Raw genomic sequence first — 24,065 nt, 5'->3', positions numbered from 1 at the left:
TTACCCATGTGAGAGTAAGTCATCGCCAGCTCATTATTCGAAACACCCCCGGTCTAAAGGCCGGGGGTGTTTTTTTAGGCCTGGAGTTTAGTCGAAAGCTTAGTCACTCATTCTTTATTAAAATAAATTCTATTTATAATTTTTAAAATATATCTATTTACTTTTCTATGCTGAATTTAGACCAGAAACTCTGTATCTTGATGTTAATTTGGACAATAAATCAGTATGGAGAAGATAATGTTATCGCAATTTAAAATAAAAATTTTACTTAGTTGCTGTGCTTTTGCATTTACTGCCTGTCATGCAGAAAATTCCTCCTCTAGCTCTGAGACTGCTCAACAGACTTCTATAGCTACTCATGCATCCGATTCAGTCTCTTCAAGCATGCAAAAATATAAGGTTGAACAGGTTGCTCAATTTAATGAACCTTGGGCAATTACCACCTTAAATGATGGCCAGCTGCTGATTACTGAGCGTAAAGGAAAATTGCAGCTCTTTGATCCCAAAAATAAGAAAAAAATCGAGGTGAAAGGCATACCTCAGGTTGCGTATGGAGGCCAAGGCGGCTTAGGTGAAATTGCTTTACATCCAGATTTTGCAAAGAATCAGTGGGTATATCTGAGTTATGCTGAAAAGGGTCAAGGTGGATATGGTGCTGTGGTTGTTCGTGGCAAACTTGATTTGAGCCAGCCTACCCCCCAACTGAAACAGATTAAACGGATCTGGACTCAAGTTCCCAAATTTTCGGGTCAGGGGCATTATGCGCATCGAATAGTGTTTGGGCCGGATGGCAAGTTATGGATCAGTTCGGGGGAGCGTCAGCAATTTGATCCTGCACAGGACATGCAATCCAATGCCGGTAAAATTATTCGCCTGAATGAGGATGGTTCAATTCCTGCCGATAATCCCTTTATGAATCAGGGTAAAATTGCCCAGCAGGTTTGGAGTCTTGGACATCGTAATCCTCTGGGAATGGCGTTTGATCCCAAAGGGCAGCTTTGGGTCATTGAAATGGGACCGAAAGGCGGTGATGAACTGAACAAGATTATCAAGGCTAAAAATTATGGCTATCCTTTAGTATCAAATGGCGATCATTATGATGGCAAGCCCATTCCTGACCACAGTACCCGTCCTGAATTCGAAGCTCCGGCACTGGACTGGACACCAGTAATTTCTCCTTCAGATTTGCTGTTTTATACTGCGAATATCTTCCCACAATGGAAAAATAAGGCAATTGTAACCGGTTTGTCTTCCAAGGCAATCGTGATTGTAGATACCACTCAGACCCCAGTAAAAGAAATCCAGCGTCTGAATATGAAAGAACGGATTCGTGGGGCTGCCCAGGCAGAGGATGGTTCGTTATGGGTCATTGAGGATGGTCCGCAAGTCAACCTGTTAAAAATGACAGCACCTTAATCCGCTTTTTAAAGATATGGGGCTAAGAGAAATATCATCCGGAAACTGGAAAATCTCGAGATTGTAAGCTGCCGATGGGCTCTATCTCTGATTTCAGGTTGATGTCTGATACTGAGAAATGACTATTCAAGCCAAAACAAATCGTTTAAAACAAAAAAGCCTCAACATCCTGTTGAGGCTTTTCTGGATTTGCTTCTCAGATCTGACTCCTGTCTAATCTGTCAACGTCCTGTTGATTTGCGCTTTTTATTGTTGTGGTATCGCTTTGCAGACTTCCTGTCTGTCTATGCATTCACTATAGCCTTGCAGAAAAGTGAGGAATAGCCGCCAAATACTGCGCTGTATGTAGGCTAAAACGTACAGGATTTCCGTCTAATCATTAGGCACTGACATACCGAATCAGTTTATCTACAGCAGCTTTTAAATTTTTATTATCGAATTCATTGCCCTGGAAGGAATAATCTTTGTTCCGTGCAAAAATATCCCGGATTTCGATGACAGCATTAGTATCTATCAGTCCAAGCTGAGTACCCACTTGACGAATCTGGTCAATCGAACGTGAGCCATTGGTCGCACCATAACCAATATAAGCTGCCGGTTTGCCCTGCCATTCCTTGCCGAGATAGTCCAGGGCATTTTTCAGAGCTGGACTATAGCCATGATTATACTCAGGCGTGACAAAAATAAAGGCATCGCCAAGCGCAATCTTGTCTGCCCACTCTTGCTGTTTGGGCTGATCATAAATCCCGGTCAGGGGAGGGTGAGCGCCGGCAAATAGCGGAAGATCCCATTCTTTTAAATCGACAATTTCAGTTTCCAAAGTGCTAAAGGTATAACTTTTAATTTCCTGCAGTACCCAATGCGCTACTTTAATGGCAGTACGCCCCTCACGCACGCTCCCAACCACAATATAAATTTTCATGTTTAGTCCTTTTTCAGGGTCTTAATCATCAAATTAAATTAATCAGATTTCAGAAAGGTGACTAGAGATGATTTGTATCCGGAACATAAAAAAGCTCCCGAAGGAGCTTTTTTAAATCAGTCAATTAGCTGAAACTTTACATCAGTTTAACGCCTTGCTGGCCAGCAGGTGTCACTTTAAAGATTTCCACTTCAAAGGTGATGTTCTTGCCTGCCAATGGATGGTTAAAGTCCACTTCGGTAATATCATCATTGACTGATCTGACTACGCCATACAGGGTGGCCTTGGCTTTGTCTTCAAACTCGATCATGTGACCTTCGATCGGACGTTCTCCAAATTTTACCGTGTCAAATTTCTGGATGTTTTCTGGATTCCATGGCCCAAAAGCATCTTCTGGTGGCAGGCTGACCGTGCGACGGTCACCGGCACGTAAACCAATCAGTGCTTTTTCAAAACCAGGCAGTAGATTGCCATCGCCAATCACCAGGCTGACCGGTTCTTCACGGCTACGGGTATTGTCAATTTCCACGCCATTTTCGATTGCGACAGAAAAGTGCAGCTCGACTTTAGAACCGTCTGCAACCCGGGTTTCCTCGTTGGGATGAATAAAATCAGTCATGTTGTGCTTGCGCCCGTTGAATTCGATGTTTTTCTAAGAAAAAGGTATCAATCAGCATCAGAATAGTACCTATAGTAATGGCACTGTCTGCAATATTGAACGCAGGGAAGTGGCTGTTCTGGTAATACACATGAATAAAATCGACCACATAGCCAAGGCTGATCCGGTCGATTAAATTACCGATGGCACCCCCCAGAATCAGGGCTATCGCCAGCGGCAAGATTTTCATGTCTTTTGGCATACGCATCAGCCAAAACACGAAGACCACAGACACTAAACCTGCCAGTGAAGTAAAGAAATAGCGTTGCCAACCACCGGCATCGGACAGAAAACTAAAGGCAGCGCCATAGTTATGTAGCAGTGTCCAATTTAAAAAGGGCAGCACAGGAACAGGATCTGCATAATTCAGATTTGTCACTGCAATCCATTTGGTCCATTGATCCAGAATGATCGCCAGAATGGCCAGTCCAACCCACCATAAATTATGTGGATAGAACTGGAATAAGCCCTTTTTGGTGTGGGTATTAGGCATATTTTCTCTCTTCGCCTTGGCCTGTAGGAAGGTTGATGATACAACGACCGCATAGACCAGGATGTGCAGAATGTGTATTTACATCTGGTAATACATGCCAGCAACGTACGCATTTTTCGCCATCAGCTGCTGAAACTTTCACATTCAAGCCTTCAAGATCAGACGCTTCACCTTGTGCTGCATCAAACTCATTGACGATCACTTGTGATGTGATCAGTACGAAACGAAGCTCATCACTTAACTTATCTAGCACTGCTTTTAATTCGGCATTTGCCCAAAGTTCAACTTTGGCAGACAAGTTAGAACCGACAGTTTTCGCGGTACGTGCAGTTTCAATGAATTTGTTTACTGCAGATTTCACGGCAATGAGCGTTTGCCATTCAGCTTCAGATACTACATTTGCAGTTGAAGCCACAGGAATATCATACCATTCAGCCGTGAACACGTATTTCTCTGATTGCTCAGGAATTAACGGCCAAGCTTCTTGTGCAGTGAAGCTCAGGATTGGTGACATCCAACGCACGAATGCTTGTACCAAGTGATACAACGCAGTTTGTGCAGAATGACGTGCCTGCGAGTCTGCTTTGGTGGTGTACTGACGGTCTTTGATGATGTCTAAGTAGAAACCACCCAGGTCATTGATACAGAAGTTAGTCAAGGCGCTGGTGACGATATGGAAATTCATATCTTCATAGGCTTGCTGAACAGTTTTCTGTACCTCAGCTGCACGTTGCAGAATGTATTGATCCAGCGCGATCAATTGATCTACAGGAAGCGCATCTGTTGATGGTTTGAAGCCATTCAGGTTAGCAAGCAAGAAGCGTAGCGTATTACGAATACGACGGTAGCTATCACTTACACGGCTAAAGATTTCTTTCGATGCTGCAATTTCATAGCGATAGTCGCTAGATGCTACATATAAACGTAAACCATCGGCACCAAGTTGTTTGATGATTTCTTCAAGCGGAATATAGTTGCCTAGAGATTTTGATAATTTACGGCCATTCTCATCAACTGTAAAACCATGTGTTAACAAGGCTTTGTATGGCGCGCGGTTATGAATTGCCATAGACGTTAATAAAGAAGATTGGAACCAGCCACGGTGCTGGTCAGAACCTTCCAGATATAAATCAGCAGGATCAGTCAGTTCTTCGCGTTCACGCAGTACCGCAAAGTGTGTTGTACCCGAGTCAAACCATACATCAAGCGTATCGCGAACAGCATTGTACTGTTCAGCATCTTCACCAATGAAGTCTTTCGCATCACGGTTAAACCATGCATCAATACCTTCTTTCTCGATAAGTTTGGCAACTTCTTCGATGAGCTCAGGCGTACGAGGGTGCAATTCGTTCGTATCTTTATGAACGAAGAAAGGAATTGGTACACCCCAAGTACGTTGACGTGAGATACACCAGTCCGGACGGCCTTCGATCATCGCCTGAATTCGGTTTTTACCCCAGTCTGGCACAAAGCTGATCTCGTTTTCGATCGCGTTTAATGCACCTTGACGTAAGCCTTTGGCATCCATGCTGATGAACCATTGTGGTGTCGCACGGAAGATAATTGGGGTTTTATGACGCCAGCAGTGTGGGTAGCTATGTTTGATGACGACATGTGCCCAAAGCTTACCTGCTCCAGTCAATGTTTCAATAATTTTTGGGTTGGCTTTGTAGATGTGCTCGCCTGGAAAGATTGGCGAGGTTGGTAAATACACACCATTTCCGCCGACCGGGTTGTCTACTTTAAGGTTGTAAATCAGGCCAACTTTATAATCGTCTACACCATGGCCCGGTGCGGTATGAACGGCACCTGTACCACTGGTTGCAATCACGTGTTCGCCTAAAATAACGGGAACTTGACGGTCGGCAATCAGAGGGTGTTGTAATTGTAAGTTTTCAAGTTTACTACCGCTAAAGTCAGCAAGGACTTCAAATGCTTCAAAGCCATAACGCTCAGAGGCAGACTGAACCAGATCTTTTGCTAAAATCAGGTTTTGTGCAACCTTGTTTTCGCCTGTTGCTTTCACCAGTTGGTATTCAATCTCTGCATGCAGGGCAACGGCCTGGTTGGCAGGTAGCGTCCAAGGTGTCGTGGTCCAGATCACGATGTCCGTTGAGTCTTTAACTTCTACACCAAGACGTGCAGATAAATCAGCTAAATCTACAACGGTAAAACCAACATCAATCGCGTCGGATTTTTTATCTTCGTATTCAACTTCTGCTTCAGCCAATGATGAACCACAGTCCAGACACCAGTTCACCGGTTTCAGACCAGGTTCGATATGGCCTGCTTTGGCAATGGCACCAAGCGAACGTACGATGTCCGCTTCCTGTTTGAAGTTCATGGTCAAATACGGATTGTCCCAGTCGCCGAACACGCCCATACGCACGAAGTCTTTTTTCTGTAATTCAACTTGTGTGTAGGCATATTCACGGCAGGCTTTACGGAAAGTTGAAGCATCGACTTTCACGCCGACTTTGCCGACTTTCTCTTCAACTTTCAGTTCAATTGGCAGACCATGACAGTCCCAGCCCGGTACATACGGCGCATCAAACCCGTCCATGACCCGGCTTTTGATAATGATGTCTTTTAAAACTTTATTGACTGCATGGCCCAAATGGATCTGACCATTGGCATAAGGAGGGCCGTCATGAAGCACGTATTTTTTCTTGCCAATACGCGATGCACGAATCTGCTGATAAATGTTGTCGGCATACCACTCTTCTAACCATTTCGCTTCACGTACTGCCAAATTTGCTTTCATTGCAAAGTTAGTACCTGGGAGGTTTAGCGTGGCTTTATAGTCCACTGCATTTTCAGGAGTTTGCTTATCGCTCATGCAAGTCGTCTTCCAATCTAATCAGTTTATGTCACTGACACGTTTTACAATAAAAATATGGGATATTAAAAGGGAAATGTGGGGTGATTTCGACGAAACTCAAGCAGTTTCTCGACATCATCATCAATTCCGGCTTTTAGCGCTTCAAGCGAAGGATAGTCCTTTTCGCCATGTAAATAGTTTAAGAACGTCACCCGCATCAACAGGCCATACAGATTAGCAGAAACATCTGGAAAATGTACTTCTAATCGCCATTGCGGATGCGCTTGTTTAATGGCTGGACGGGTGCCGACATGACCTGCCCCAAACAGGGCCGTTGGGTCATAACCCGCAATACCGGTTTGCGCTGCAGAATCAGCTTTTACCTTGTCTTTTAAGGATAAGGTTTCGCAAATAACCTCAACTCCGTAAATCCCCTTCAGGCAGGGCTTATGACGGTTGAGGCGGATATTGATAGTCGGAAAATCAAGGGTTCGACCAATCTGATCGCCATATTGTACCCGTCCGGTAATACTGTAAGGACGGCCCAGCAGCTGTGCGGCCAGAGCCAGATCACCTGCGAGCAAAGTCTGGCGAATCCGGGTAGAACTGACCCGTTCACCATCCAGAGCAATGGTATTTAAATTGGTGACTTCAAAGCCATAATTGCGCAGAAATTCGCTGTTACCCTGGCGGTTTTTACCAAAGTGAAAATCATCACCCAAGACCAGATGCTGCGCATTGAGTTTTTCTTTTAAAATATCGGCAAAGGCTTCTGCGGTCAGGCTGCGAAAGCTATGGTCAAATTTTGCCACTGCAATATAGTCCACACCGAGTTCAGTCAGGTATTCGACTTTTTCACGCAGTGATGAAATACGCGGTGGTGCTTCATAACCTTTAAAGTATTCAAGCGGTTGTGGCTCGAAAATCATTACTACAGATTTTAAACCCTGTGCTTTGGCCACCTGTTGCAGCTGACGGATCATGGCCTGATGACCTAAATGCACGCCGTCAAAATTACCGATAGTCACGGCAGTTTTGGGTAACTTGGAATGAGACGCTAAAGCATTTAGACGGAGCAGCTGCATGGGCAAATCAAGTGCTTAGAAATTTCGAGAGGCTATATATTGCCATAATCTCAGCGTTTCGTCTTGTTGTTGTGTTTTTAGACAATAAAATTAATGCAATGATGAATTTATAATCAATTAAATTGATAATAAAAATGAATATTAATCAATTTAATTTATATTCAATTATTCGTATGATGGTTCTAACATCCTTTCAGAGTGAAGCTGATGAAAAAGCCATTTGCCGATTTAAATCGAGTTTCTGACCTGATCCGTGAGTTCACACCGAACTGGTTCACAGTAACCATGGGTACCGGTATTGTCGCTTTAATCATCGCAGAATCTCCGCTGGCATCTGAGCTTTTCTGGCAAATGGGTGCCGGGCTTTGGCTTTTGAATATCATCTTATTTGTTGCTTTCCTGAGTCTTTATGCACTGCGCTGGATTTATTACCCAGTTGAAGCCAAACAGATTTTTCAGCATCCAAATATGAGTTTATTTTTGGGTGCAATCCCGATGGGGCTTGCCACAATCATCAATGGCTTTCTTAAATTTGGTATTGTTCAAATGGGCGATATTGCCGTACAGATTGCAGGACTACTTTGGTATGTCGATGTTGCACTTGCGGTTCTGATTGCGTGGGCCGTGCCATTTTTTATGTATAGCCGGCAGAAGCATGAGTTTAAAAGCATGACAGCAGTGTGGTTGCTGCCCATCGTGGCATGTGAGGTTGCTGCAAGTAGTGGGGGATTGTTATTGGCCCATCAGGAGCCAACTCAACAGAGCGTCATGATTCTACTCGGCAGCTATATGCTGTGGGGAATTTCAGTTCTGCCTGCATTTGGAATTCTGAGCATTTTAATGTTGCGTCTGGCTTTACATCAGTTACCTGAAAAAGAAATGGCCATTAGCAGTTGGCTTGCCCTTGGGCCAATTGGTACAGGTGCATTGGCATTGTTATTACTGGGTCATCAGGCACCGCAAGTGTTGGCAGTGATAGATCAATACAGACTGGGGCTATTTTTAGAACAGGTGGGTATTATGGGTGCCTTAATCCTGCTTGGCTTTGCTGTCTGGTGGTTTGGTATCGCCTTATTGACTACCTTATCTCATGCCAGAAAGCAGTTGCCCTTTAACTTGGGCTGGTGGGGACTCACCTTTCCAATCGGTGTATTTACTTTGGCGATATTTAATCTAGCTGCCGCACTAGAGCTTCAATTTTTATATGCGGTTGCTTATGCACTGGGAGGTGTATTAGTCATGTTATGGATACTGGTTGCAACTAAAACGGCAGCGGGTTTTTACCATGGAAATTTAATCTTTTCACCTTGCCTTAAACAGTATTTGCAAAAGCAGCAAATTGCGAAGGCCACAGAAAAATAAGAATGCAATTCCCTGTATGACTGGGCATTTAAAATGATGCAGCTCAGGCTGCCTTGTGCTGCTGTTTTATGGTATATCACTGCCCATACAGCGCAGGAGACGATTGTGAGTCAAGAAATTGCATTAATCATGGCACTTCCGAATGAGTCTAAAGGCTTGTTTGAAGCAGAAGGTATTGAAGTACATTACAGCGGGATTGGCAAAATTAATGCGGCCTTTAAAGCCTTTGAAGTGATTCAGAAGACGGGTTGCACTACCTTACTGAACTTGGGTACAGCAGGGAGTACGCATTTTAATGCACACGAACTGATTGAAGTGAGCCAGTTTGTACAGCGTGATATGGATGTTTCACCACTTGGTTTTGAAATCGGCGTTACACCGATGGATCAGCATTTCCCGGGTGCTATTGAGCTGGAATCGTTCTTTGAACATTTGCCGAAAGGGATTTGCGGGACAGGTGACAGTTTTGAAACCAGCATGTCGAAAGTCACGTGTAATCTGGTTGATATGGAAGGCTATGCTTTGGCAAAAGTCTGTAAAAAACTGGGTGTTCGCCTGATTTCAGTCAAATATATCAGTGATGGTGCCAATGAAACTGCGCATCTGGACTGGGAAGAGAATCTGTTGCTGGGTGCGAGGAAGTTATTAGATTTATATCGAATGGTAAAATAAAAGGGAGGCTTAAGTTTGCTCGGCGACCATAGGAGCTATGGCCGTATGCCAATCATAAGTGCGCTTATTGATCCTTACGTGGGATCACGCCATATAACATCATGTTTACCGTATGCTGGATAATGCGTTGCTGCATGCTGCGGTTACGCAAGGTTTTACCTGTGACCATTTCCATCTGGATAGAGAAATCTGCATAGTTTTGGGTGATGGCCCAAATATTCAGAATCAGTAATTCAGGATCAATATTCGCAGAGATTTTGCCTTGTTCCTGCCAGTTGGAAATCACTTTAGCTTTGCGCTTCACCAGTTTTTTCAGCGGGCCTTTTAAAATCTCCAGAATATGCGGTGCGCCTTGAATCACTTCTAAAGCAAATAAACGCGATGCTTTAGGCTGGGTACGCGACACTTCAATTTTTTGCATCAAATAATTGGTGATCGCTTCTTCAGGTTCAAGTTCTGCTTCAAGGGTTTGTAAAGGCGCCAGCCATTTTTGTAGAACGGTGGTTAATACCTCGACATACAAGGCTTCTTTATTTTCATAATAATAGAAAATATTCGACTTATGCATTTCTGCAATTTGTGCGATTTCATCCAGACTTGCCCCACTAAAACCATATAGGGAAAATACATCTAGTGCAGCATTTAGCAGCTGATTGCGCTTTTGAGTGCTCTTTTTTTGTTCCATTAGCAAATATAAAAACAATTAAAAAAAGGGAATCTTTAATTGTACGGCAAATCATCAGATTTGTGCACACAGTCACAGGCTAATTTTTTGAATAATGATGATTTATTCTCTAGATTAATATTTAAAACAGGCTAGATCCGTCCACACAAATAAAATTCAAGTTTCTGAAAATATTTCATTTTCTTATTGGCCTTGTTGCTAAATGACAGAGGAGAATGAAGTTCAAAGGATGGAAATTGAAGTATATCGGATTAAACTTAAGATAATTTTTAAGCATCAAACCCATAACCCTGTGTGATTTTGGGTTTGATCCAAGCTTCAGGTTGCTAAAACCGCTTTTAGGACCTGCTGTTCCAGTTCTGCAAATTTGACACTTTTTTGCCGGGGACGAGGTAAATTAACCCTAAACTCTTTGGCAATATGACCTTTGTCCAGCAAGATAATCCGGTCTGCCAGTTGCACGGCCTCACTGACATCGTGGGTCACCAGAATGGCGGTAAAACCTTGTTCGGTCCAGAGACGCTCAATCAGGCTTTGCATTTCCAGTCGTGTCAGGGCATCCAGGGCGCCGAGCGGTTCATCCAGCAGCAGAATGCGCGGCTGATGCGATAATGCCCGCGCCAAGGCGGTACGTTGCCGTTGTCCTCCGGAAAGCTGTGAAGGCCAGAGTCCAGCTTTTTCTTTGAGGCCGACTTTTTCCAGCATTTGCGAAGCTTTGGCATGCTGCTCCTTCGGTAAACCGAGTTGCACATTCTGTTCGATGCTGCGCCAGGGCAACAGGCGAGGGTCCTGAAACATCACCCGGATATCATCTGCAGTAATGCCTTCACGAATATGCCGGGCGGACTTAAACTTGATTTCGCCATAGCTCTGTTTTTCTAGGTCAGCGATCAGGCGCAATAAGGTACTTTTACCACAACCACTGCGACCGACAATCGCCAGAAATTCACCTGGCTGGATATGCAGGTCCAGGTCTTGCAGAACTTTGACCGAACCGTAAAATTTGTGCAGCTGTTCAATGATAATTTCGGCACCAAGCACTGTAGCAGGATTGATCTCTGCCGCAGGTTGCTCCAGTGGTCTAATCGGGTCATTGGCATGACGCCCTAAACTGAGATCAGTCATCACATGCTCCTTATTTATTCTTTATTTTTGATACCCGGCATGCCAGCGCAGCAGGAATCGTTCTAAAGCTACTGCCAGGACATCGGCCAGTTTACCCAGCAGGGCATACAGTAAAATACCTACCAGAACCACATCGGTTTGCAAGAATTCACGTGCATTCATGGTCATATAACCAATACCGGACTGGGCAGAAATAGTTTCAGCAACAATTAACAGTACCCAGACCAGACCCAGAGAAAAACGCAGGCCGACCAGAATTGATGGCATCGCACCCGGCAGAATAATTTCTCTATATAGCTGCCAGCGAGTTAAACCATAGCTTTTTCCCATCTCGATTAACTGTGGATCAACCGAGCGGATGCCGTGATAAGTATTGATATAAATTGGGAAAAATACCCCAATCGCCACCAAGAACAATTTGGCGGATTCATCAATCCCGAACCATAAGATCACTAGGGGAATGAGTGCCAGTGCAGGAATATTGCGGATCATCTGCAAGGTCGTATCGAGCAGGGTAGAGGCAGTTCTGGATGAGCCATTTAACAGTCCCAGTAATAGACCCAAACCACCCCCCACCAATAATCCGCTGATGGCACGTCCTGCACTGACTTGCACATGCGTCCACAGTTCACCGCTGAGCAATAAATTCCAGAAGGCTAAAACCACGGCACTTGGTGCAGGCAGAATCCGGCTTTCCAGCAGGCCTGTGCTAGAGGCAATTTGCCAAACTGCAATCAAGAAAATTGGAACCAGCCAGGGCAGCAGGTGCTGCCCCAGAATTGTTCCACGTGAAACCGGCTTTTGGGCCAGGGTTTCAACGGAAACGACTTTTGACATTAAGCAGACTCCTGAATTTTCTCAGCCTGCTTGTTTTCGTCCGGTGTGTAGTTGTTCGCCACGATTTCACCAAATGGACCGGTCAAGTTTGGTTGAGTGAGTTTTTGCTGGGTTTCCAGTGGAAGTAAAGGGAATACCAGTTCGGCAAAACGGATTGATTCTTCCAGATGTGGATAGCCTGAGAAAATAAAGGTGCTGATCCCCAGATCGGCATATTCCTGGATACGTGCAGCGACAGTTTCCGGATCGCCGACCAGTGCCGTACCTGCACCACCACGAACCAGACCTACACCTGCCCATAGGTTCGGAGAAACTTCGAGTTTGCTGCGGTCGCCGTTATGCAGTTCTGCCATACGGCGCTGACCGACCGAGTCCATGGATTTGAATTTGGCTTGAGCTGCAGCGATAGTGGCATCATCCACATATTGAATCAGTTCTTCAGCCGCCGCCCAGGCCTGCTCATTGGTTTCGCGTACGATCACGTGTAAACGGATCCCGTAATTCAGTTCACGACCTTTAGCTGCAGCCTTGGCTTTTACCACTGCAATTTTTTCTTTGACTGCGGCCGGTGGCTCGCCCCAGGTCAGGTAAGTGTCGACCTGATCCGTAGCCAGTTCAATGGCATCATCCGATGAACCGCCAAACCATAAAGGCGGATGTGGCTGCTGGATTGGTGGATACAGCAATTTTGCCTCATCGACACTCAAGCGTTCGCCATGGAAGCTAAAGCTTTCCCCAGTATGTGAACGTTTTAAAATTTCACGCCAGATGGTGGTGTATTCGGTCGCCGTTTTATAGCGGGTTGTGTGATCTTCATAGACGCCATCACCTTTTAGCTCCAGCTCGTCACCGCCAGTCACCAGATTGAGCAGCACCCGGCCATTGGATAAACGGTCAAAGGTTGCAGCCATGCGTGCAGCCAGTGCCGGGGTGGTCACGCCCGGACGCAGGGCCACCAGGAATTTTAATTTTTTGGTCGCGTCAATCAGGCTGGCTGCGGTTAACCATGGATCTTCACAAGAACGGCCGGTTGGAATCAGGACACCTTCATAACCTAAGTTATCTACCGCAACGGCAATCTGCTTCATGTAGGCATGATCTACAACACGTGCGCCCTTGCTGGTGCCTAAGTAACGACTGTCACCATGAGTGGGGATAAACCAGAAAATTTTCATGTGATATTCCTTAAATTAAATCATCTTGTTTGCTAATTAATGTGTGGCTGCTGGCGACCAGATCTGTTGCTGGACGCTGATGGTTTTGGGAATCAGTTGAACCTGCTGGAAGAGATTGGCAATATTCTGTTGGGCTTTGATCACTTCCGTCGTTAAAGGCTGAACCGGCGAAGGTTTAAGACGACGCTCAAATGCAAGCTTTGCCACTTCTGGTTTCAGACCGGTACTTTTCTGATAAATATCTAGGGCTACAGCCTGGTTTTTAAGAATCCACTGGTCAGAGGCATTTAAAGCCTGAATAAACTTCTCGGGACTATCCGGATGCTTCTGAATAAATTCGGGATTGCCGATATAAAAGGAGTAGGTTTGCGGAAAGTCACTGGATTCAATCAGTACCTTCACCTGGCTGTCGAACTCGGCTGCGCCCAGGAAGGGATCCCAGATTGCCCAGGCGTCAATGGCTTTTTTGTCAAAAGCAGCACGTGCATCCGCGGGTGGAAGCCAGACGGCTTGAATCTCTGACCAGCTTAAGCCGGCTTTTTCCAGAGTTTTGGCCAGAAGTTCATGGGCACTTGAACCTTTCTGCACCGCGATCCGTTTTCCTTTCAACTGTTGAATCGTCTGGATGGCACTGTCTTTCGGCACGACCACGGCCAAAGAGTTTCCAGCCACTTTTTCAAAGGCTACATAGCTCAGGGCTTTATCTGCAGCCTGGGCAAAAATGGGTGGGGTATTCCCTACATAGCCATAATCCACTGCACCGACTGCCAGTGCTTCCAGCATTTGTGGACCCGCCGGAAACTCTTTCCACTCAATTTTGGTATTGGGAAATTGTTGTTCTAACAGCTTTTCATTGCGTGCTACCAGCAGATTCAAGGCTGATTTCTGAAAGCCAATCGCAATGCTTTGTACCTGTTGTGCTGCTTTGGTTTCTGCAGCAGCCGTTTGCTGTGATTCCTGTTTCTGGCAGCCAGTCAGACTAAAGCTCAATAACGCTAAGCTGATATAAAAAACTGTTTTTAAATGACTCATTTTTATTCTCAAAGTATTCTGCTGTTATTTAATAATTGCTGCATCAATATTCAGCTTTTGTGGAATTAGCTGCTGCGCATAAAACGCATCGGCGACCTGTTGCTGTTTTTGAATCACGTCAGTCGTGAGGGGTTTAACACCGAAGCCCATGCGTGAAATAGAGGTTTTTAAGACATCGACGGCCAGACCTGTCGGTTTTTGCAGGAGCTGAGCAGCAGCATCCTGATTTTTTGCCACCCAGTCCGTGGTCAGGTTCAATTCATTGACAACTGCCTGTACCACCTGAGGATGGCTTTCTGCGAACTTGCGATCTGCCAGATAGAACTGATGATTGCTCACCACATTTTCACCGCTGGCAATGACACGTGCACCAATCTGATGTTCAGCAGCTGCAAAAAAAGGATCCCAGATCACCCAGGCATCGACTGCACCACGTTCAAATGCAGCACGTGCATCGGAAGGGGGTAAATAAATTACTTCGATATCATCAAGGCCAAGCTGGTTGGCTTCCAGAACTTTTAACAGTAAGTAATGCACATTTGAACCTTTGTTCAGGGCCACCCGTTTGCCTTTCAGATCCTGAATGGACTGGATTGGTGAATCTTTCGGTACAATTAAGGCTTCGGCTTTAGGTGCTTGCGGCTGATTGGCCACATAGACCAGATTTGAGTTGGCCGCCTGAGCAAAAATCGGCGGTGCTTCACCGGCTTCACCAAAAGAGACGCTGCCAACGTTCAGTCCCTCAAGCAGTTGCGGACCAGCAGGAAATTCTACCCATTTCACATTGATCCCTTGTTGCTTCAAGGTCGTTTCCAGCGTGCCGCGTTCTTTTAAAATCGGTAATACGCCGTATTTTTGAAAACCGATATTCAGGGTAAGGGTATCTTCCTTTTTCGAGCAGCCTGAAAGCATCATGACACCCGCCATCGCAGTACCGAGTACCACAGTCTTGGTTAAAAACTGAACATGAGATTGGCGCATGAATCAAAACTCCCGAAAATGACAAACTAGTGAATGAAAACTTAGGGACACGCTAATCGTTTTTGTTTTTCTAAAAAAATAACTATTCAGGAATTTCTAATGAAGAAAAAAGATAAATAAAAAAGCGCAAAACTTATGCGAAAAAGTGATTTATATAAAAATGAATATTTACTATTTAAGTTAATTAAGATTTTGAAATATATAATTATATTTTTAAGTTAAATATGTTGATATGTTTATCTGAAAAGCAGCAATACAATCTTAACAACTAAATCAAAATTACAAGATATCTTTATCTGAAATTAAGCTAAGGCACCAAAAGAAAAAGTCACTTTAAAGTGACTTTTTGCAAACAATGGAATTGCGTTGATAATTATAAAAAGCCTGACGGGCATCCGGCAGATCATCGACTGAAGCCGGTTCAAAGCCCTGTTCCAGAAACCAGTGCGCGGTGCGCGTGGTTAGAATAAACAGTTGCTGAATCTGCATGCTTTTGGCTTTTTCTTCAAGATAATGCAGGATCTGGCTACCCCGATTGGACTGGCGATAACTTGGATGGACCGCAACACAGGCAATTTCTGCAGAACGCAATTCATCCCCTGTTGTCGGAATCGGATAAAGGGCGGCACAGGCCAGAATCATGCCGTCCCGTTCGATTACAGCAAACTGGTTGATTTCATTTTCCAGACGTTCCCGGGAACGATAGACCAGAATGCCTTCTTCTTCCAATGGACGTAGCAGACTGATCAGGCCACCGACATCCTGAATATCGGCCATACGCACTTCTTCATAATGTGCATCGGTGACCAGAGTACCGGAACCATCCCGGGTGAACAGTTCTTCTAGCAGGGCACCATCATAGGCATAAGAAATCAGGTGCACCCGATGGACGCCGTTCATGGAGGCTTCTTGTGCGGCTTTTAGCTGTAATCCTCTTTCAGGTGCATCTTGCAGCGGAATATAGTCATTCAGTTGTTGCGGCGTGACTTCCCGTTTGAGCTGGCCGTTACGATCTATCAAACCATGCTGCTTGCCCAGAAAAATCAGTTTATCTGCCTTGAGCCGAATTGCAGTTTTGGTCGCGACCTCTTCAGCAAGCAGATTAAAGACTTCTCCGGTGGTGGAATAACCCGTCGGGCCAAGTACCACAATATTATGATTGTCCAGATGGCGCTGAATCGCATCGGTATCGATCGCGCGGACTTCACCGGTCAGTTGAAAATCAATACCATCACGAATGCCATAAGGCTTGGCAGTGACAAAATTCCCCGAAACGGTATCAATGCGGGCACCATACATGGGTGAATTGGCCAGTCCCATCGACAGCAGTGCTTCAATTTGCAGACGGATTGAGCCGACAGCACTCATCACGCAGCTTAAAGATTCACGTGTGGTGACCCGACGCTGCTGGTAAAAAGGGGTGGTAATCTGGTTTTGGGCCAGATTCTGGTTAATTTGCGGACGAGCGCCATATACCAGAATCAGCCGAATCCCCAATGAATGCAACAAGGCAATATCATGAATAATATGCTGAAAGTTGTCATTTAAAACGGCTTCACCATCAAACATGATCACAAAGGTTTTGTTGCGGTGCGCATTGATATAAGGCGCAGAATTGCGAAACCAGTGCACATATTGCAGTGTTGTGCTTTGTGACGTGTCTGCCGAAGTCATGCCTGTGCCTATTTCAATGATGAGATCCAACTTTGATTCTAATGAAAAAAAACGCAAGTGGAAGTACAGATATAAAAAAACACCTGAAGGGGAACTTCAGGTGTCTGCAAGACGAGCAGTAATGGAGAAAGATTAGTTCATGATCCGTACGATTTTATTGGTACGCTCATTCACCAGAACATAGTCATTGTTGACTTTATACCACTGCTGGAAACGGCCGGTATTCGGTAGACGACGTGCTTCACGATCACTCACTTCAAAACGTTTGTTGTCGTATTGACGTGGTAAAGTTTGCCCTACGCGCCAGTCACGGCTTGGATTGACTACACGGTTGTTATGACGGCGGTCATCATTCCATTTTTTACTATCTTTGGCATCCCAGTGTGGTGCCGATTTATGCGGATTATGGTCATAACGTGAGTCATGCTGTGGTGCTGCCATTGCAGAAGTAGCTAACAAAGCACTGAGAGATAACGCAACTGTAGTTAAAACTTTTTTCATGGCTCTCACCTAAAAATGTAAATCTAATTTCGATGAGACTAAATTAGCGAACAAGTGCATAGAAAGCATGAGGGCTATTTAGTTAAAATGTTAAATTCGTGAAGAAATTTAGAAGATGGTTGCGCTAGAGCTAGATAAGCACAGGACAGCGTAATCATAGGCAATTGGAAAAATCAGTCACCTAAATAAAAAAGGCCCAAACAATGTTGGGCCTAGAGCATGAGATGTAATTTAGTCACCAACAATACGGATAATATTGTTATTTTCTGAATCGACCAGAATATAGTCGTTATTGACTTTGTACCATTGCTGCTTGCGATCAGGTCGAGGCAGGCGATGATCTTTGTATTCGACTTTATAGCCATTACCACGATAATGCTGCGGCATTACATAACCTGGCTGCCATCTGAGCTGTTGTAGACGTTTCACTCCGCGTTCTTCCCGCATACGACGGTTATCCTGCTGCTCTTGAGGAGCCTCGCGGAACTCGCGGCCTTTTTTCTTGTCTGCGCCATAATGCGAATCATCATTGAAATGAGGGGCAGCGATGACGACATTGCTCAGCATGAATGTACTGCAAGAAATTGCCAGTGCCATCAAAACCTTTTTCATGTTGAACCCTCATTAAATTGTTCACTTTCTACAGTACCTAATGTACGGAAAAATTGCAGAGAAACTGTGAAGAACAGGCACAAGTTTTATAACAAATGCAGAGATATTATGATGATGTTATAATATCAGACTGCGGTCTTGATCATAAGGCTCGGTATAAAGAGCTATGTTCTTATCTGATCAAAGCGAGGGCAAACATGCAAGCTAAAATCGATGATTTTGTTCAAAAAAGCAGCATTGAATCACTCGTAAAATAATCAATCCTCTACTGAAATGGCAGAAAATTTTATCGGTTTATCTCAAGATTAATTCCATTGTTCTGCTAGACCCTGTAAGGAGTGAATCGCTTCAGCGACTGATTCCGCTTGCAGGGCATCATCTAATGCCACAATCAGGGCCTGTGATAATTGTAATTGTTCAATCTGATGAATTGTTTCAATTTTTCGTTTCTGGTCAGCCATGCTGTACTCCTGTCTGATCTATCTGGCGATATAAGAAGCATAGTTCATATAGATTTATTTGGAAAACCGTATAATTTTATAAAAATGATGCGAAAATTCGATTAATAAACTCTTTTTTTAAAAAATCAGCTAAAAAAAGAGCACTTTTAAAAAGTACTCTCTATATAAATTGCTTGGCTTTTAATAAGCGTAGTTCAGGTCAGTATAATCCGTTAGTGATTTCTGTACATGCGCCTGAATAAAGGCACGTACATCCTCGGCTGTCATGGCTTTGCCCTGATTGCTGATGACATGCTCGATTTCTGGTTGTCCTTCAATCTTAATGCGATAAACAAAATGCTTGGCCAGATGATAACAATCGTCTAATTTTTCAATTCCAGTCACATAATAATAGGCGTGTTCAAAATTCAGATCATGATGTGAAAATACAAACTGCTCGAACAGTTTGAGTTTCTGGGCATTTTCGAGTGCTTTGATGTCATCCACAATACTGGCTTCAAACTTGGTGTCATATTTTTCAGAAATAGGCTGTTGATCAATCAGCAGCGAGACCATGCCATCGTCTAAATGGGTCACCGTAATATTGTTTAACTCAGTCATGATGCACTCTTGTTCAATGTAGTGAGGCTTAGTATGCGGGGATTTTAGTGAAATTCAATGCGATCCGGCGAGAGTCATTCCCGATTTATGCGTCATATAAAGCCTGAAAGCATAGAAAAGGGAGCAATTGCTCCCTGAATAAAATAAAAAGAAGGTTAATCCTGCGCATCAATACTTTGACCATTCATATGCAGGCTGTCATCGCCCATCAAATACAGATAAGCCGGCATAATTGAATCGGGAGTCGGTAAAACTTTTGGATCTTCATCCGGATAGGCCTTGGCGCGCATGGCGGTACGCGTTGCCCCAGGATTGATACAGTTATAACGGATATTGGGGTGTACCTGCTCTTTGGCAAATAACTGGCTTACTGCTTCAATGGCAATTTTCGATACGGAATAAGCACCCCAGCGTTCGCGGGCTTCACGGCCTACACCTGAACTGGCAAATACGACGGAAGCATGTTCAGATTTGGATAATAGCGGTAACAGCGCTTGGGTCATGACAAAAGGGGCACGCAGATTAACTGCCATCACATCATCCCAGACATTGACCGGGTAATCCGCCAGGGGAACTCGGTCACCCAAAATACCGGCATTATGCAGAATTCCGTCCAGACGGCCAAACTGACGGTCTAGGGTATCGAGCAGAAGTTCATAATCCCGTTCCGAGGCGCTAGAGAGCTGTAACGGCAAGATGGCAGGTTGCGGTGCCCCTAAACTTTCAATTTCATCATAGATGACTTCCAGTTTATTCAAGGTACGTCCATGCAACACCACTGTTGCACCATGCAAGGCATAACTGATTGCTGCTGCACGCCCGATGCCATCGCCCGCACCCGTGATCAGGATAATACGATCCTTGAGCAGATCGGGGCGAGGTTGATATTCTGAATATTTCATTATCTACCTCCTTATTTCTTATTGTTTGGTTTTAAGCTTTCAAGATACCGCAGTTTGCTGTTGCACGAGCAGTTTCTGAATCAGCCGCTGTAATTCTGCAACTGTATCCACTATATAGTCGGCTTGCCAGGCTGTTAAGTTATCTTTGTATTGCAGTGGTAAATAACCATAAGCTGCCAGAATGGTGGTCATCTTGGCATGACGCCCTGCATCAATATCACGCGGATGATCACCGACATAGATACAGTCTTCTGCAGCAAACCCGAGCTGTTTGGCTGCCAGATACATCGGTTCAGGATCAGGTTTAGTACGTGTCACATCTTCCGGGCAAACCAGTACAGCACAGCGATTGGTCAGGTTCAGCGCTTTCAGTAAAGCTTCACTGAGCCAGCGCGGTTTATTGGTGACAATGCCCCACGAAATATCCTGTGCTTCCAGCTGTTCCAGCAAGGGATACATACCGTCAAACAGATCGGTATCGACCGCAATATCTGCGCCATACATGTCCAGAAAACGCTGACGATGGGCTAGAAATACCGGATCTTCCAGTTGCAGTTCCGGATAGACCAGTTTTACCATGGCGCGTGCACCTTCTGAAACCTGGGTACGGATCAGCTCGGGTGCAACGAGTGCGCGGCCTTCTTCACGGCACATCTGCTGGATAATCCGGACAAAATCGGCCGCAGTATCAATGAGGGTACCATCGAGATCAAATAAAACTGCTTTCATGCTGTGGTCTCTGCTGCATTCTCTTTCACGGTATAGACCATATAATTTACATCTACATTCGCTGCCAGCCAATAATGCTTGGTCAATGGATTATAGTGCAGGCCGGTCATATCTTTGAGTTTTAAACCGGCATTACGAATATCATGCGCCAGTTCGGACGGCTTGATAAATTTGCTGTAATCATGGGTGCCTTTGGCCAGCATCCGCAACACATATTCTGCCCCGATAATGGCAAATAAATAGGACTTCGGATTACGGTTAATGGTCGAGAAAAACACATGACCGCCTGGCTTGACCAGCTTGTAACAGGCCTGAATAATCGATGCTGGATCTGGCACATGTTCCAGCATTTCCATGCAGGTCACGATGTCATATTGACTAGCCTGTTCGTCTGCCAGTTGCTCGACCGGCACCTGTCGGTATTCGATATTGCTGACACCTTCCTGTTCGGCATGGATGCGTGCCACATTCAGAGGCGCTGCGCCCATATCAATCCCGAGTACATCAGCACCCCGACGTGCCATGCTTTCAGCCAGAATCCCGCCACCACAGCCGACATCCAGCACTTTTTTTCCACTCAGACCACCGGCATGTTCATCAATCCAGTTTAAACGTAGTGGATTAATCATGTGCAAGGGGCGGAACTCGGAATGCTGATCCCACCATATAGCTGCAAATGCTTCAAATTTGGCAATTTCTTGTGGATCAACATTCAATTGCGACATTGGTGTCACCTCAATCAGTCATGATTAGCTAAAAATATGTACGTGCCAAATGGCCAGAGAAACTGATTTAAAACCTTGAAAATCAGTTCGATGGTTTAGTGTAGCGATTCTGGCAGAAAAAGCGATAAAAGCAGCAAAAAAGTTCACAGAATGAAAACGAAACCGGCATAATTGATTTATATTGAACACATAAACTTAAGCATAATGATTTAGAGGACGATAATCCGAATGAAAAAATTCCTTTTAGGCGCTGTTGCCGCATCTGTTTTGGCCGTTTCAGGCAGTGCTATGGCCAATTTTGTGGCAGGTCAGGACTATCAGGTGGTTGCAAAACCAGTCAAAGTCGAAAAACCAGGCAAAATTGAAGTGCGTGAATTTTTCTGGTACGGCTGTGGTCACTGTTTCTCGCTTGAACCACATATGCAGAGCTGGTTAAAGAAATTACCAAAAGATGTACGTTTTGTACGTACACCGGCTGCGATGAACCCACTTTGGGAACAGGCAGCGCGAGCTTATTATGTATCTGAAGCATTGGGGGTGCGTCAAAAAGCACATTTACAGCTATTCCATGATATTCATGACAAACAGCGTCCAATTTTAGAACAGGCACAGCTGGCCAAATTCTATACCCGCTATGGTATTCCTGAAGCGAAATTTAACAGCACCTATAAATCTTTCCCGATCACTTCGAAAATTGCCCAAGCCAAAAATCTGGCTGCCCAATATCAGTTAAGTGGTGTTCCGGCAGTCACCGTGAATGGTAAATATATTGTGCAGGGGGATGGTGCCAAAGTCATTCAGGTCGTGAATTATCTGGTCGAAAAAGAGCGTAAAGCCAAATAATGTTAAGCTGAAGACCAGCCAAAAACCTGCATCCTATGCGGGTTTTTTGTTTAGGTCGGGGGAGTGACCATTTCATGGGTTGGGGGAGGTGCTGTTTCGGCAGGACTCCGATACCAGTGTAAAACCCCACGCAGCAAGAGCTGCATCTGTAGCACGCTTTGGCTTTTAAAGACATTGGATTGGACTTGGCGCAGCTCGGGATCAGCCTGATGCTGCAGATGAATCCAGCCCATGGCCCAGTTCAGGGACAGTTCAATCAGCATTTGTGCCAGAGCCTGAAAATCCTGTGGGGTCTGGATATGCCGGGTGGTTTGCATCTTGGCAAGTTCATGCATGACATCTTCGGCCAGAAAATGAATTTCCCGTTCAATTCCGGTACGTAACACATCCGAGCCACCCCAGCGTTCTGCCACAAAAAAAATCCAGGATTCAGGATGGTATTCGACGGCCTGAAAAAACAGTTCCAGCCCGGTTCGGGTCCGGGTATTTGGCTGATACAGATAAGCCTGTCCCAATTGATGAAGTACCCCTTTGATGTGCATCGCCACCTGATCCAGCAATTCCAGACCGAGCTGGTCCATATCCTGAAAATGCCGATAAAACGCCGCGGGTACCAGTCCAACAGCATGTGCGACTTCCCGCAAACTGATCGTGCTGAAAGCGCGTCCCTGACTGCTGAATGCCAGTGTCGCATCAAGTAGTGCCTGATGACTTTGCTGCTTGCGATCTTCACGTAAGGACATAAATGGGTTTCCTGCCACTGGCTTCCCTTAAGGGGTATTTTAGTCTAGCAAAAATCAAGTCAAATCGTAGCGTCACAGGTCGGCAGAATTTTGATATTTCCTCCCGCTCTGATGCACTGATTTTGTAAATGAATGCCCCGCTTGCCTAATCTTGGTCAAGGCTTCTGCTATACTGGGCCGCAATTATTTTGAACCCCTACAGGACTTATTATGCGTATCGACCAACGAGCATTAGATCAATTACGTGAAGTGAAAATTACCCGTAACTATACACGTTATGCGGAAGGCTCTGTATTGGTTGAATTTGGTCATACCAAAGTACTCTGTACTGCCAGTGTAGACAGTTCTGTACCGCGTTTCCTGAAAGGTCAGGGCCAAGGCTGGGTAACTGCTGAATATGGCATGTTGCCACGTTCAACTCATACCCGTAGCGACCGTGAAGCGGCACGTGGCAAACAGAGTGGCCGTACCCAGGAAATTCAGCGCCTGATTGGTCGTAGCCTGCGCTCAATGGTTGATCTGAAAAAGCTGGGTGAAAATACCATTACCATCGACTGTGACGTGATTCAGGCTGATGGCGGTACCCGTACTGCAGCGATTACCGGTGCTGCAGTGGCTTTGGTCGATGCCATGAACGTATTGCTGGAAAGAAAGAAAATCAAACATGATCCGTTGAAAGGCCTAGTGGCTGCAGTTTCTGTGGGTATTTTCAAAGATGAAGTATTACTGGATCTTTGCTATGAAGAAGATTCAAACTGTCAAACGGACTTGAATGTGGTGATGACGCAGGCAGGTGAATTTATTGAAATTCAAGGCACTGCAGAAGACAAACCATTTACCCGTGCCCAATCGGATGCCATGCTGGAAATGGCCGAGAAAGGGATTCAGGAATTGGTAAAAAAACAGCAAGAAGCTTTAGGCTGGTAATTCATTAAAGCTAAAAAACGCATCTAAAAGATGCGTTTTTTTATGCCTCAACATTAGCTCACAAAAATTGAACAGGACCTGTCT

The 24,065-nt window shown here is 45.0% G+C and carries 25 protein-coding genes; 5 read left to right on the top strand and 20 right to left on the bottom strand.

Annotated features, from left to right (window positions below; all coding sequences use genetic code 11):
• Positions 1–237 precede the first annotated feature (237 nt).
• Entirely contained in the window at positions 238–1,416 is a 1,179-nt protein-coding gene (locus VXP95_RS09770; RefSeq protein ID WP_416711924.1) for a PQQ-dependent sugar dehydrogenase, read from the top strand.
• Between the two features lie 379 nt (positions 1,417–1,795).
• On the opposite strand, the gene VXP95_RS09765 is transcribed toward VXP95_RS09770, so the two are convergent.
• The 5 genes from VXP95_RS09765 to ribF form a co-directional block, all read right to left on the bottom strand.
• On the bottom strand, positions 1,796–2,338 hold the full coding sequence (locus tag VXP95_RS09765; RefSeq protein ID WP_416705742.1) for an NADPH-dependent FMN reductase: 543 nt from the start codon (positions 2,336–2,338) through the stop codon (positions 1,796–1,798).
• A 136-nt stretch (positions 2,339–2,474) separates the two neighbouring features.
• The gene (locus tag VXP95_RS09760; RefSeq protein ID WP_064095155.1) at positions 2,475–2,957 is read right to left on the bottom strand and encodes an FKBP-type peptidyl-prolyl cis-trans isomerase; all 483 of its coding nucleotides are present in this window, start codon (positions 2,955–2,957) and stop codon (positions 2,475–2,477) included.
• Positions 2,950–3,489, bottom strand: coding sequence for a signal peptidase II (gene lspA, locus VXP95_RS09755; protein ID WP_416711923.1), 540 nt, complete (start codon positions 3,487–3,489; stop codon positions 2,950–2,952). The genes VXP95_RS09760 and lspA overlap by 8 nt, the downstream gene beginning before the upstream one ends.
• A complete protein-coding gene (ileS, locus tag VXP95_RS09750) occupies positions 3,482–6,328 on the bottom strand; it encodes an isoleucine--tRNA ligase (RefSeq protein WP_416711922.1) in 2,847 nt (948 codons plus the stop codon). Before ileS ends, lspA begins: the two co-directional genes overlap by 8 nt.
• Positions 6,329–6,393: 65 nt before the next feature.
• On the bottom strand, positions 6,394–7,395 hold the full coding sequence (gene ribF, locus VXP95_RS09745; RefSeq protein ID WP_416711921.1) for a bifunctional riboflavin kinase/FAD synthetase: 1,002 nt from the start codon (positions 7,393–7,395) through the stop codon (positions 6,394–6,396).
• Between the two features lie 207 nt (positions 7,396–7,602).
• Here ribF and VXP95_RS09740 point away from each other — a divergent pair, with 207 nt between their 5' ends.
• Together VXP95_RS09740 and VXP95_RS09735 are read left to right on the top strand one after the other, a co-directional pair.
• Positions 7,603–8,757, top strand: coding sequence for a TDT family transporter (locus VXP95_RS09740; RefSeq protein ID WP_064095151.1), 1,155 nt, complete (start codon positions 7,603–7,605; stop codon positions 8,755–8,757).
• Between the two features lie 105 nt (positions 8,758–8,862).
• Positions 8,863–9,429 carry a 5'-nucleosidase gene (locus VXP95_RS09735; RefSeq protein WP_171254895.1) on the top strand — a complete coding sequence of 189 codons (567 nt, stop codon included), beginning with the start codon at positions 8,863–8,865 and terminating at the stop codon, positions 9,427–9,429.
• A gap of 64 nt (positions 9,430–9,493) precedes the next feature.
• Here VXP95_RS09735 and VXP95_RS09730 read toward each other — a convergent pair whose 3' ends face one another.
• From VXP95_RS09730 to ubiG, 14 genes are all read right to left on the bottom strand, one after another.
• Positions 9,494–10,114, bottom strand: coding sequence for a TetR/AcrR family transcriptional regulator (locus tag VXP95_RS09730; RefSeq protein WP_064095150.1), 621 nt, complete (start codon positions 10,112–10,114; stop codon positions 9,494–9,496).
• A gap of 318 nt (positions 10,115–10,432) precedes the next feature.
• Positions 10,433–11,239 carry an ATP-binding cassette domain-containing protein gene (locus tag VXP95_RS09725; protein ID WP_144724117.1) on the bottom strand — a complete coding sequence of 269 codons (807 nt, stop codon included), beginning with the start codon at positions 11,237–11,239 and terminating at the stop codon, positions 10,433–10,435.
• A 21-nt stretch (positions 11,240–11,260) separates the two neighbouring features.
• Complete coding sequence (gene ssuC, locus VXP95_RS09720; RefSeq protein WP_064102559.1) at positions 11,261–12,076, bottom strand: aliphatic sulfonate ABC transporter permease SsuC; 816 nt, start codon at positions 12,074–12,076, stop codon at positions 11,261–11,263.
• Entirely contained in the window at positions 12,076–13,251 is a 1,176-nt protein-coding gene (gene ssuD, locus VXP95_RS09715) for an FMNH2-dependent alkanesulfonate monooxygenase (RefSeq protein ID WP_416681596.1), read from the bottom strand. The genes ssuC and ssuD overlap by 1 nt, the downstream gene beginning before the upstream one ends.
• Before the next feature lie 36 nt (positions 13,252–13,287).
• Positions 13,288–14,283, bottom strand: a complete 996-nt coding sequence (locus VXP95_RS09710) for an aliphatic sulfonate ABC transporter substrate-binding protein (RefSeq protein WP_064102561.1) — start codon at positions 14,281–14,283, stop codon at positions 13,288–13,290.
• Positions 14,284–14,307: 24 nt separating this feature from the next.
• A complete protein-coding gene (locus tag VXP95_RS09705; RefSeq protein WP_064102562.1) occupies positions 14,308–15,264 on the bottom strand; it encodes a sulfonate ABC transporter substrate-binding protein in 957 nt (318 codons plus the stop codon).
• A gap of 333 nt (positions 15,265–15,597) precedes the next feature.
• Positions 15,598–16,938 carry an amino-acid N-acetyltransferase gene (argA, locus tag VXP95_RS09700; RefSeq protein ID WP_416681588.1) on the bottom strand — a complete coding sequence of 447 codons (1,341 nt, stop codon included), beginning with the start codon at positions 16,936–16,938 and terminating at the stop codon, positions 15,598–15,600.
• Positions 16,939–17,070: 132 nt separating this feature from the next.
• Complete coding sequence (locus VXP95_RS09695) at positions 17,071–17,439, bottom strand: RcnB family protein (RefSeq protein WP_064095143.1); 369 nt, start codon at positions 17,437–17,439, stop codon at positions 17,071–17,073.
• 231 nt (positions 17,440–17,670) lie between these two features.
• Positions 17,671–18,051 (bottom strand): RcnB family protein, encoded by a 381-nt coding sequence (locus tag VXP95_RS09690; protein ID WP_064095142.1) that lies wholly within the window; start codon positions 18,049–18,051, stop codon positions 17,671–17,673.
• 305 nt (positions 18,052–18,356) lie between these two features.
• On the bottom strand, positions 18,357–18,512 hold the full coding sequence (locus tag VXP95_RS09685; RefSeq protein WP_171255305.1) for a hypothetical protein: 156 nt from the start codon (positions 18,510–18,512) through the stop codon (positions 18,357–18,359).
• A gap of 180 nt (positions 18,513–18,692) precedes the next feature.
• Positions 18,693–19,112 (bottom strand): hypothetical protein, encoded by a 420-nt coding sequence (locus VXP95_RS09680; protein WP_416681585.1) that lies wholly within the window; start codon positions 19,110–19,112, stop codon positions 18,693–18,695.
• Positions 19,113–19,267: 155 nt separating this feature from the next.
• Complete coding sequence (locus tag VXP95_RS09675; protein ID WP_064102565.1) at positions 19,268–20,014, bottom strand: YciK family oxidoreductase; 747 nt, start codon at positions 20,012–20,014, stop codon at positions 19,268–19,270.
• A gap of 39 nt (positions 20,015–20,053) precedes the next feature.
• Positions 20,054–20,743, bottom strand: a complete 690-nt coding sequence (locus tag VXP95_RS09670; protein ID WP_416711920.1) for an HAD family hydrolase — start codon at positions 20,741–20,743, stop codon at positions 20,054–20,056.
• Positions 20,740–21,468, bottom strand: a complete 729-nt coding sequence (gene ubiG / locus VXP95_RS09665; protein WP_064095138.1) for a bifunctional 2-polyprenyl-6-hydroxyphenol methylase/3-demethylubiquinol 3-O-methyltransferase UbiG — start codon at positions 21,466–21,468, stop codon at positions 20,740–20,742. The genes VXP95_RS09670 and ubiG overlap by 4 nt, the downstream gene beginning before the upstream one ends.
• Positions 21,469–21,696: 228 nt before the next feature.
• On the opposite strand from ubiG, the gene VXP95_RS09660 reads away from it, so the two are divergent.
• Positions 21,697–22,311 carry a thiol:disulfide interchange protein DsbA/DsbL gene (locus VXP95_RS09660; RefSeq protein WP_416711919.1) on the top strand — a complete coding sequence of 205 codons (615 nt, stop codon included), beginning with the start codon at positions 21,697–21,699 and terminating at the stop codon, positions 22,309–22,311.
• Positions 22,312–22,361: 50 nt separating this feature from the next.
• On the opposite strand, the gene VXP95_RS09655 is transcribed toward VXP95_RS09660, so the two are convergent.
• A complete protein-coding gene (locus tag VXP95_RS09655; protein WP_416711918.1) occupies positions 22,362–23,054 on the bottom strand; it encodes a TetR family transcriptional regulator in 693 nt (230 codons plus the stop codon).
• Positions 23,055–23,264: 210 nt separating this feature from the next.
• Here VXP95_RS09655 and rph point away from each other — a divergent pair, with 210 nt between their 5' ends.
• Entirely contained in the window at positions 23,265–23,981 is a 717-nt protein-coding gene (rph, locus tag VXP95_RS09650) for a ribonuclease PH (protein ID WP_005261502.1), read from the top strand.
• The last annotated feature ends 84 nt before the right edge of the window (positions 23,982–24,065 follow it).

Source organism: Acinetobacter sp. 226 (assembly GCF_048147925.1).
GTDB lineage: Bacteria > Pseudomonadota > Gammaproteobacteria > Pseudomonadales > Moraxellaceae > Acinetobacter > Acinetobacter pecorum.
This window is presented reverse-complemented; position numbering and strand designations above follow the sequence as displayed.

Bases quoted from the DNA above. Each gene is read 5' to 3' on its own strand.
- VXP95_RS09770 (WP_416711924.1), top strand. From the start codon at position 238: ATGTTATCGCAATTTAAAATAAAAATTTTACTTAGTTGCTGTGCTTTT.
- VXP95_RS09765 (WP_416705742.1), bottom strand. From the start codon at position 2,338: ATGAAAATTTATATTGTGGTTGGGAGCGTGCGTGAGGGGCGTACTGCC.
- VXP95_RS09760 (WP_064095155.1), bottom strand. From the start codon at position 2,957: ATGACTGATTTTATTCATCCCAACGAGGAAACCCGGGTTGCAGACGGT.
- lspA (WP_416711923.1), bottom strand. From the start codon at position 3,489: ATGCCTAATACCCACACCAAAAAGGGCTTATTCCAGTTCTATCCACAT.
- ileS (WP_416711922.1), bottom strand. From the start codon at position 6,328: ATGAGCGATAAGCAAACTCCTGAAAATGCAGTGGACTATAAAGCCACG.
- ribF (WP_416711921.1), bottom strand. From the start codon at position 7,395: ATGCAGCTGCTCCGTCTAAATGCTTTAGCGTCTCATTCCAAGTTACCC.
- VXP95_RS09740 (WP_064095151.1), top strand. From the start codon at position 7,603: ATGAAAAAGCCATTTGCCGATTTAAATCGAGTTTCTGACCTGATCCGT.
- VXP95_RS09730 (WP_064095150.1), bottom strand. From the start codon at position 10,114: ATGGAACAAAAAAAGAGCACTCAAAAGCGCAATCAGCTGCTAAATGCT.
- VXP95_RS09725 (WP_144724117.1), bottom strand. From the start codon at position 11,239: ATGACTGATCTCAGTTTAGGGCGTCATGCCAATGACCCGATTAGACCA.
- ssuC (WP_064102559.1), bottom strand. From the start codon at position 12,076: ATGTCAAAAGTCGTTTCCGTTGAAACCCTGGCCCAAAAGCCGGTTTCA.
- ssuD (WP_416681596.1), bottom strand. From the start codon at position 13,251: ATGAAAATTTTCTGGTTTATCCCCACTCATGGTGACAGTCGTTACTTA.
- VXP95_RS09710 (WP_064102561.1), bottom strand. From the start codon at position 14,283: ATGAGTCATTTAAAAACAGTTTTTTATATCAGCTTAGCGTTATTGAGC.
- VXP95_RS09705 (WP_064102562.1), bottom strand. From the start codon at position 15,264: ATGCGCCAATCTCATGTTCAGTTTTTAACCAAGACTGTGGTACTCGGT.
- argA (WP_416681588.1), bottom strand. From the start codon at position 16,938: ATGACTTCGGCAGACACGTCACAAAGCACAACACTGCAATATGTGCAC.
- VXP95_RS09695 (WP_064095143.1), bottom strand. From the start codon at position 17,439: ATGAAAAAAGTTTTAACTACAGTTGCGTTATCTCTCAGTGCTTTGTTA.
- VXP95_RS09690 (WP_064095142.1), bottom strand. From the start codon at position 18,051: ATGAAAAAGGTTTTGATGGCACTGGCAATTTCTTGCAGTACATTCATG.
- VXP95_RS09685 (WP_171255305.1), bottom strand. From the start codon at position 18,512: ATGGCTGACCAGAAACGAAAAATTGAAACAATTCATCAGATTGAACAA.
- VXP95_RS09680 (WP_416681585.1), bottom strand. From the start codon at position 19,112: ATGACTGAGTTAAACAATATTACGGTGACCCATTTAGACGATGGCATG.
- VXP95_RS09675 (WP_064102565.1), bottom strand. From the start codon at position 20,014: ATGAAATATTCAGAATATCAACCTCGCCCCGATCTGCTCAAGGATCGT.
- VXP95_RS09670 (WP_416711920.1), bottom strand. From the start codon at position 20,743: ATGAAAGCAGTTTTATTTGATCTCGATGGTACCCTCATTGATACTGCG.
- ubiG (WP_064095138.1), bottom strand. From the start codon at position 21,468: ATGTCGCAATTGAATGTTGATCCACAAGAAATTGCCAAATTTGAAGCA.
- VXP95_RS09660 (WP_416711919.1), top strand. From the start codon at position 21,697: ATGAAAAAATTCCTTTTAGGCGCTGTTGCCGCATCTGTTTTGGCCGTT.
- VXP95_RS09655 (WP_416711918.1), bottom strand. From the start codon at position 23,054: ATGTCCTTACGTGAAGATCGCAAGCAGCAAAGTCATCAGGCACTACTT.
- rph (WP_005261502.1), top strand. From the start codon at position 23,265: ATGCGTATCGACCAACGAGCATTAGATCAATTACGTGAAGTGAAAATT.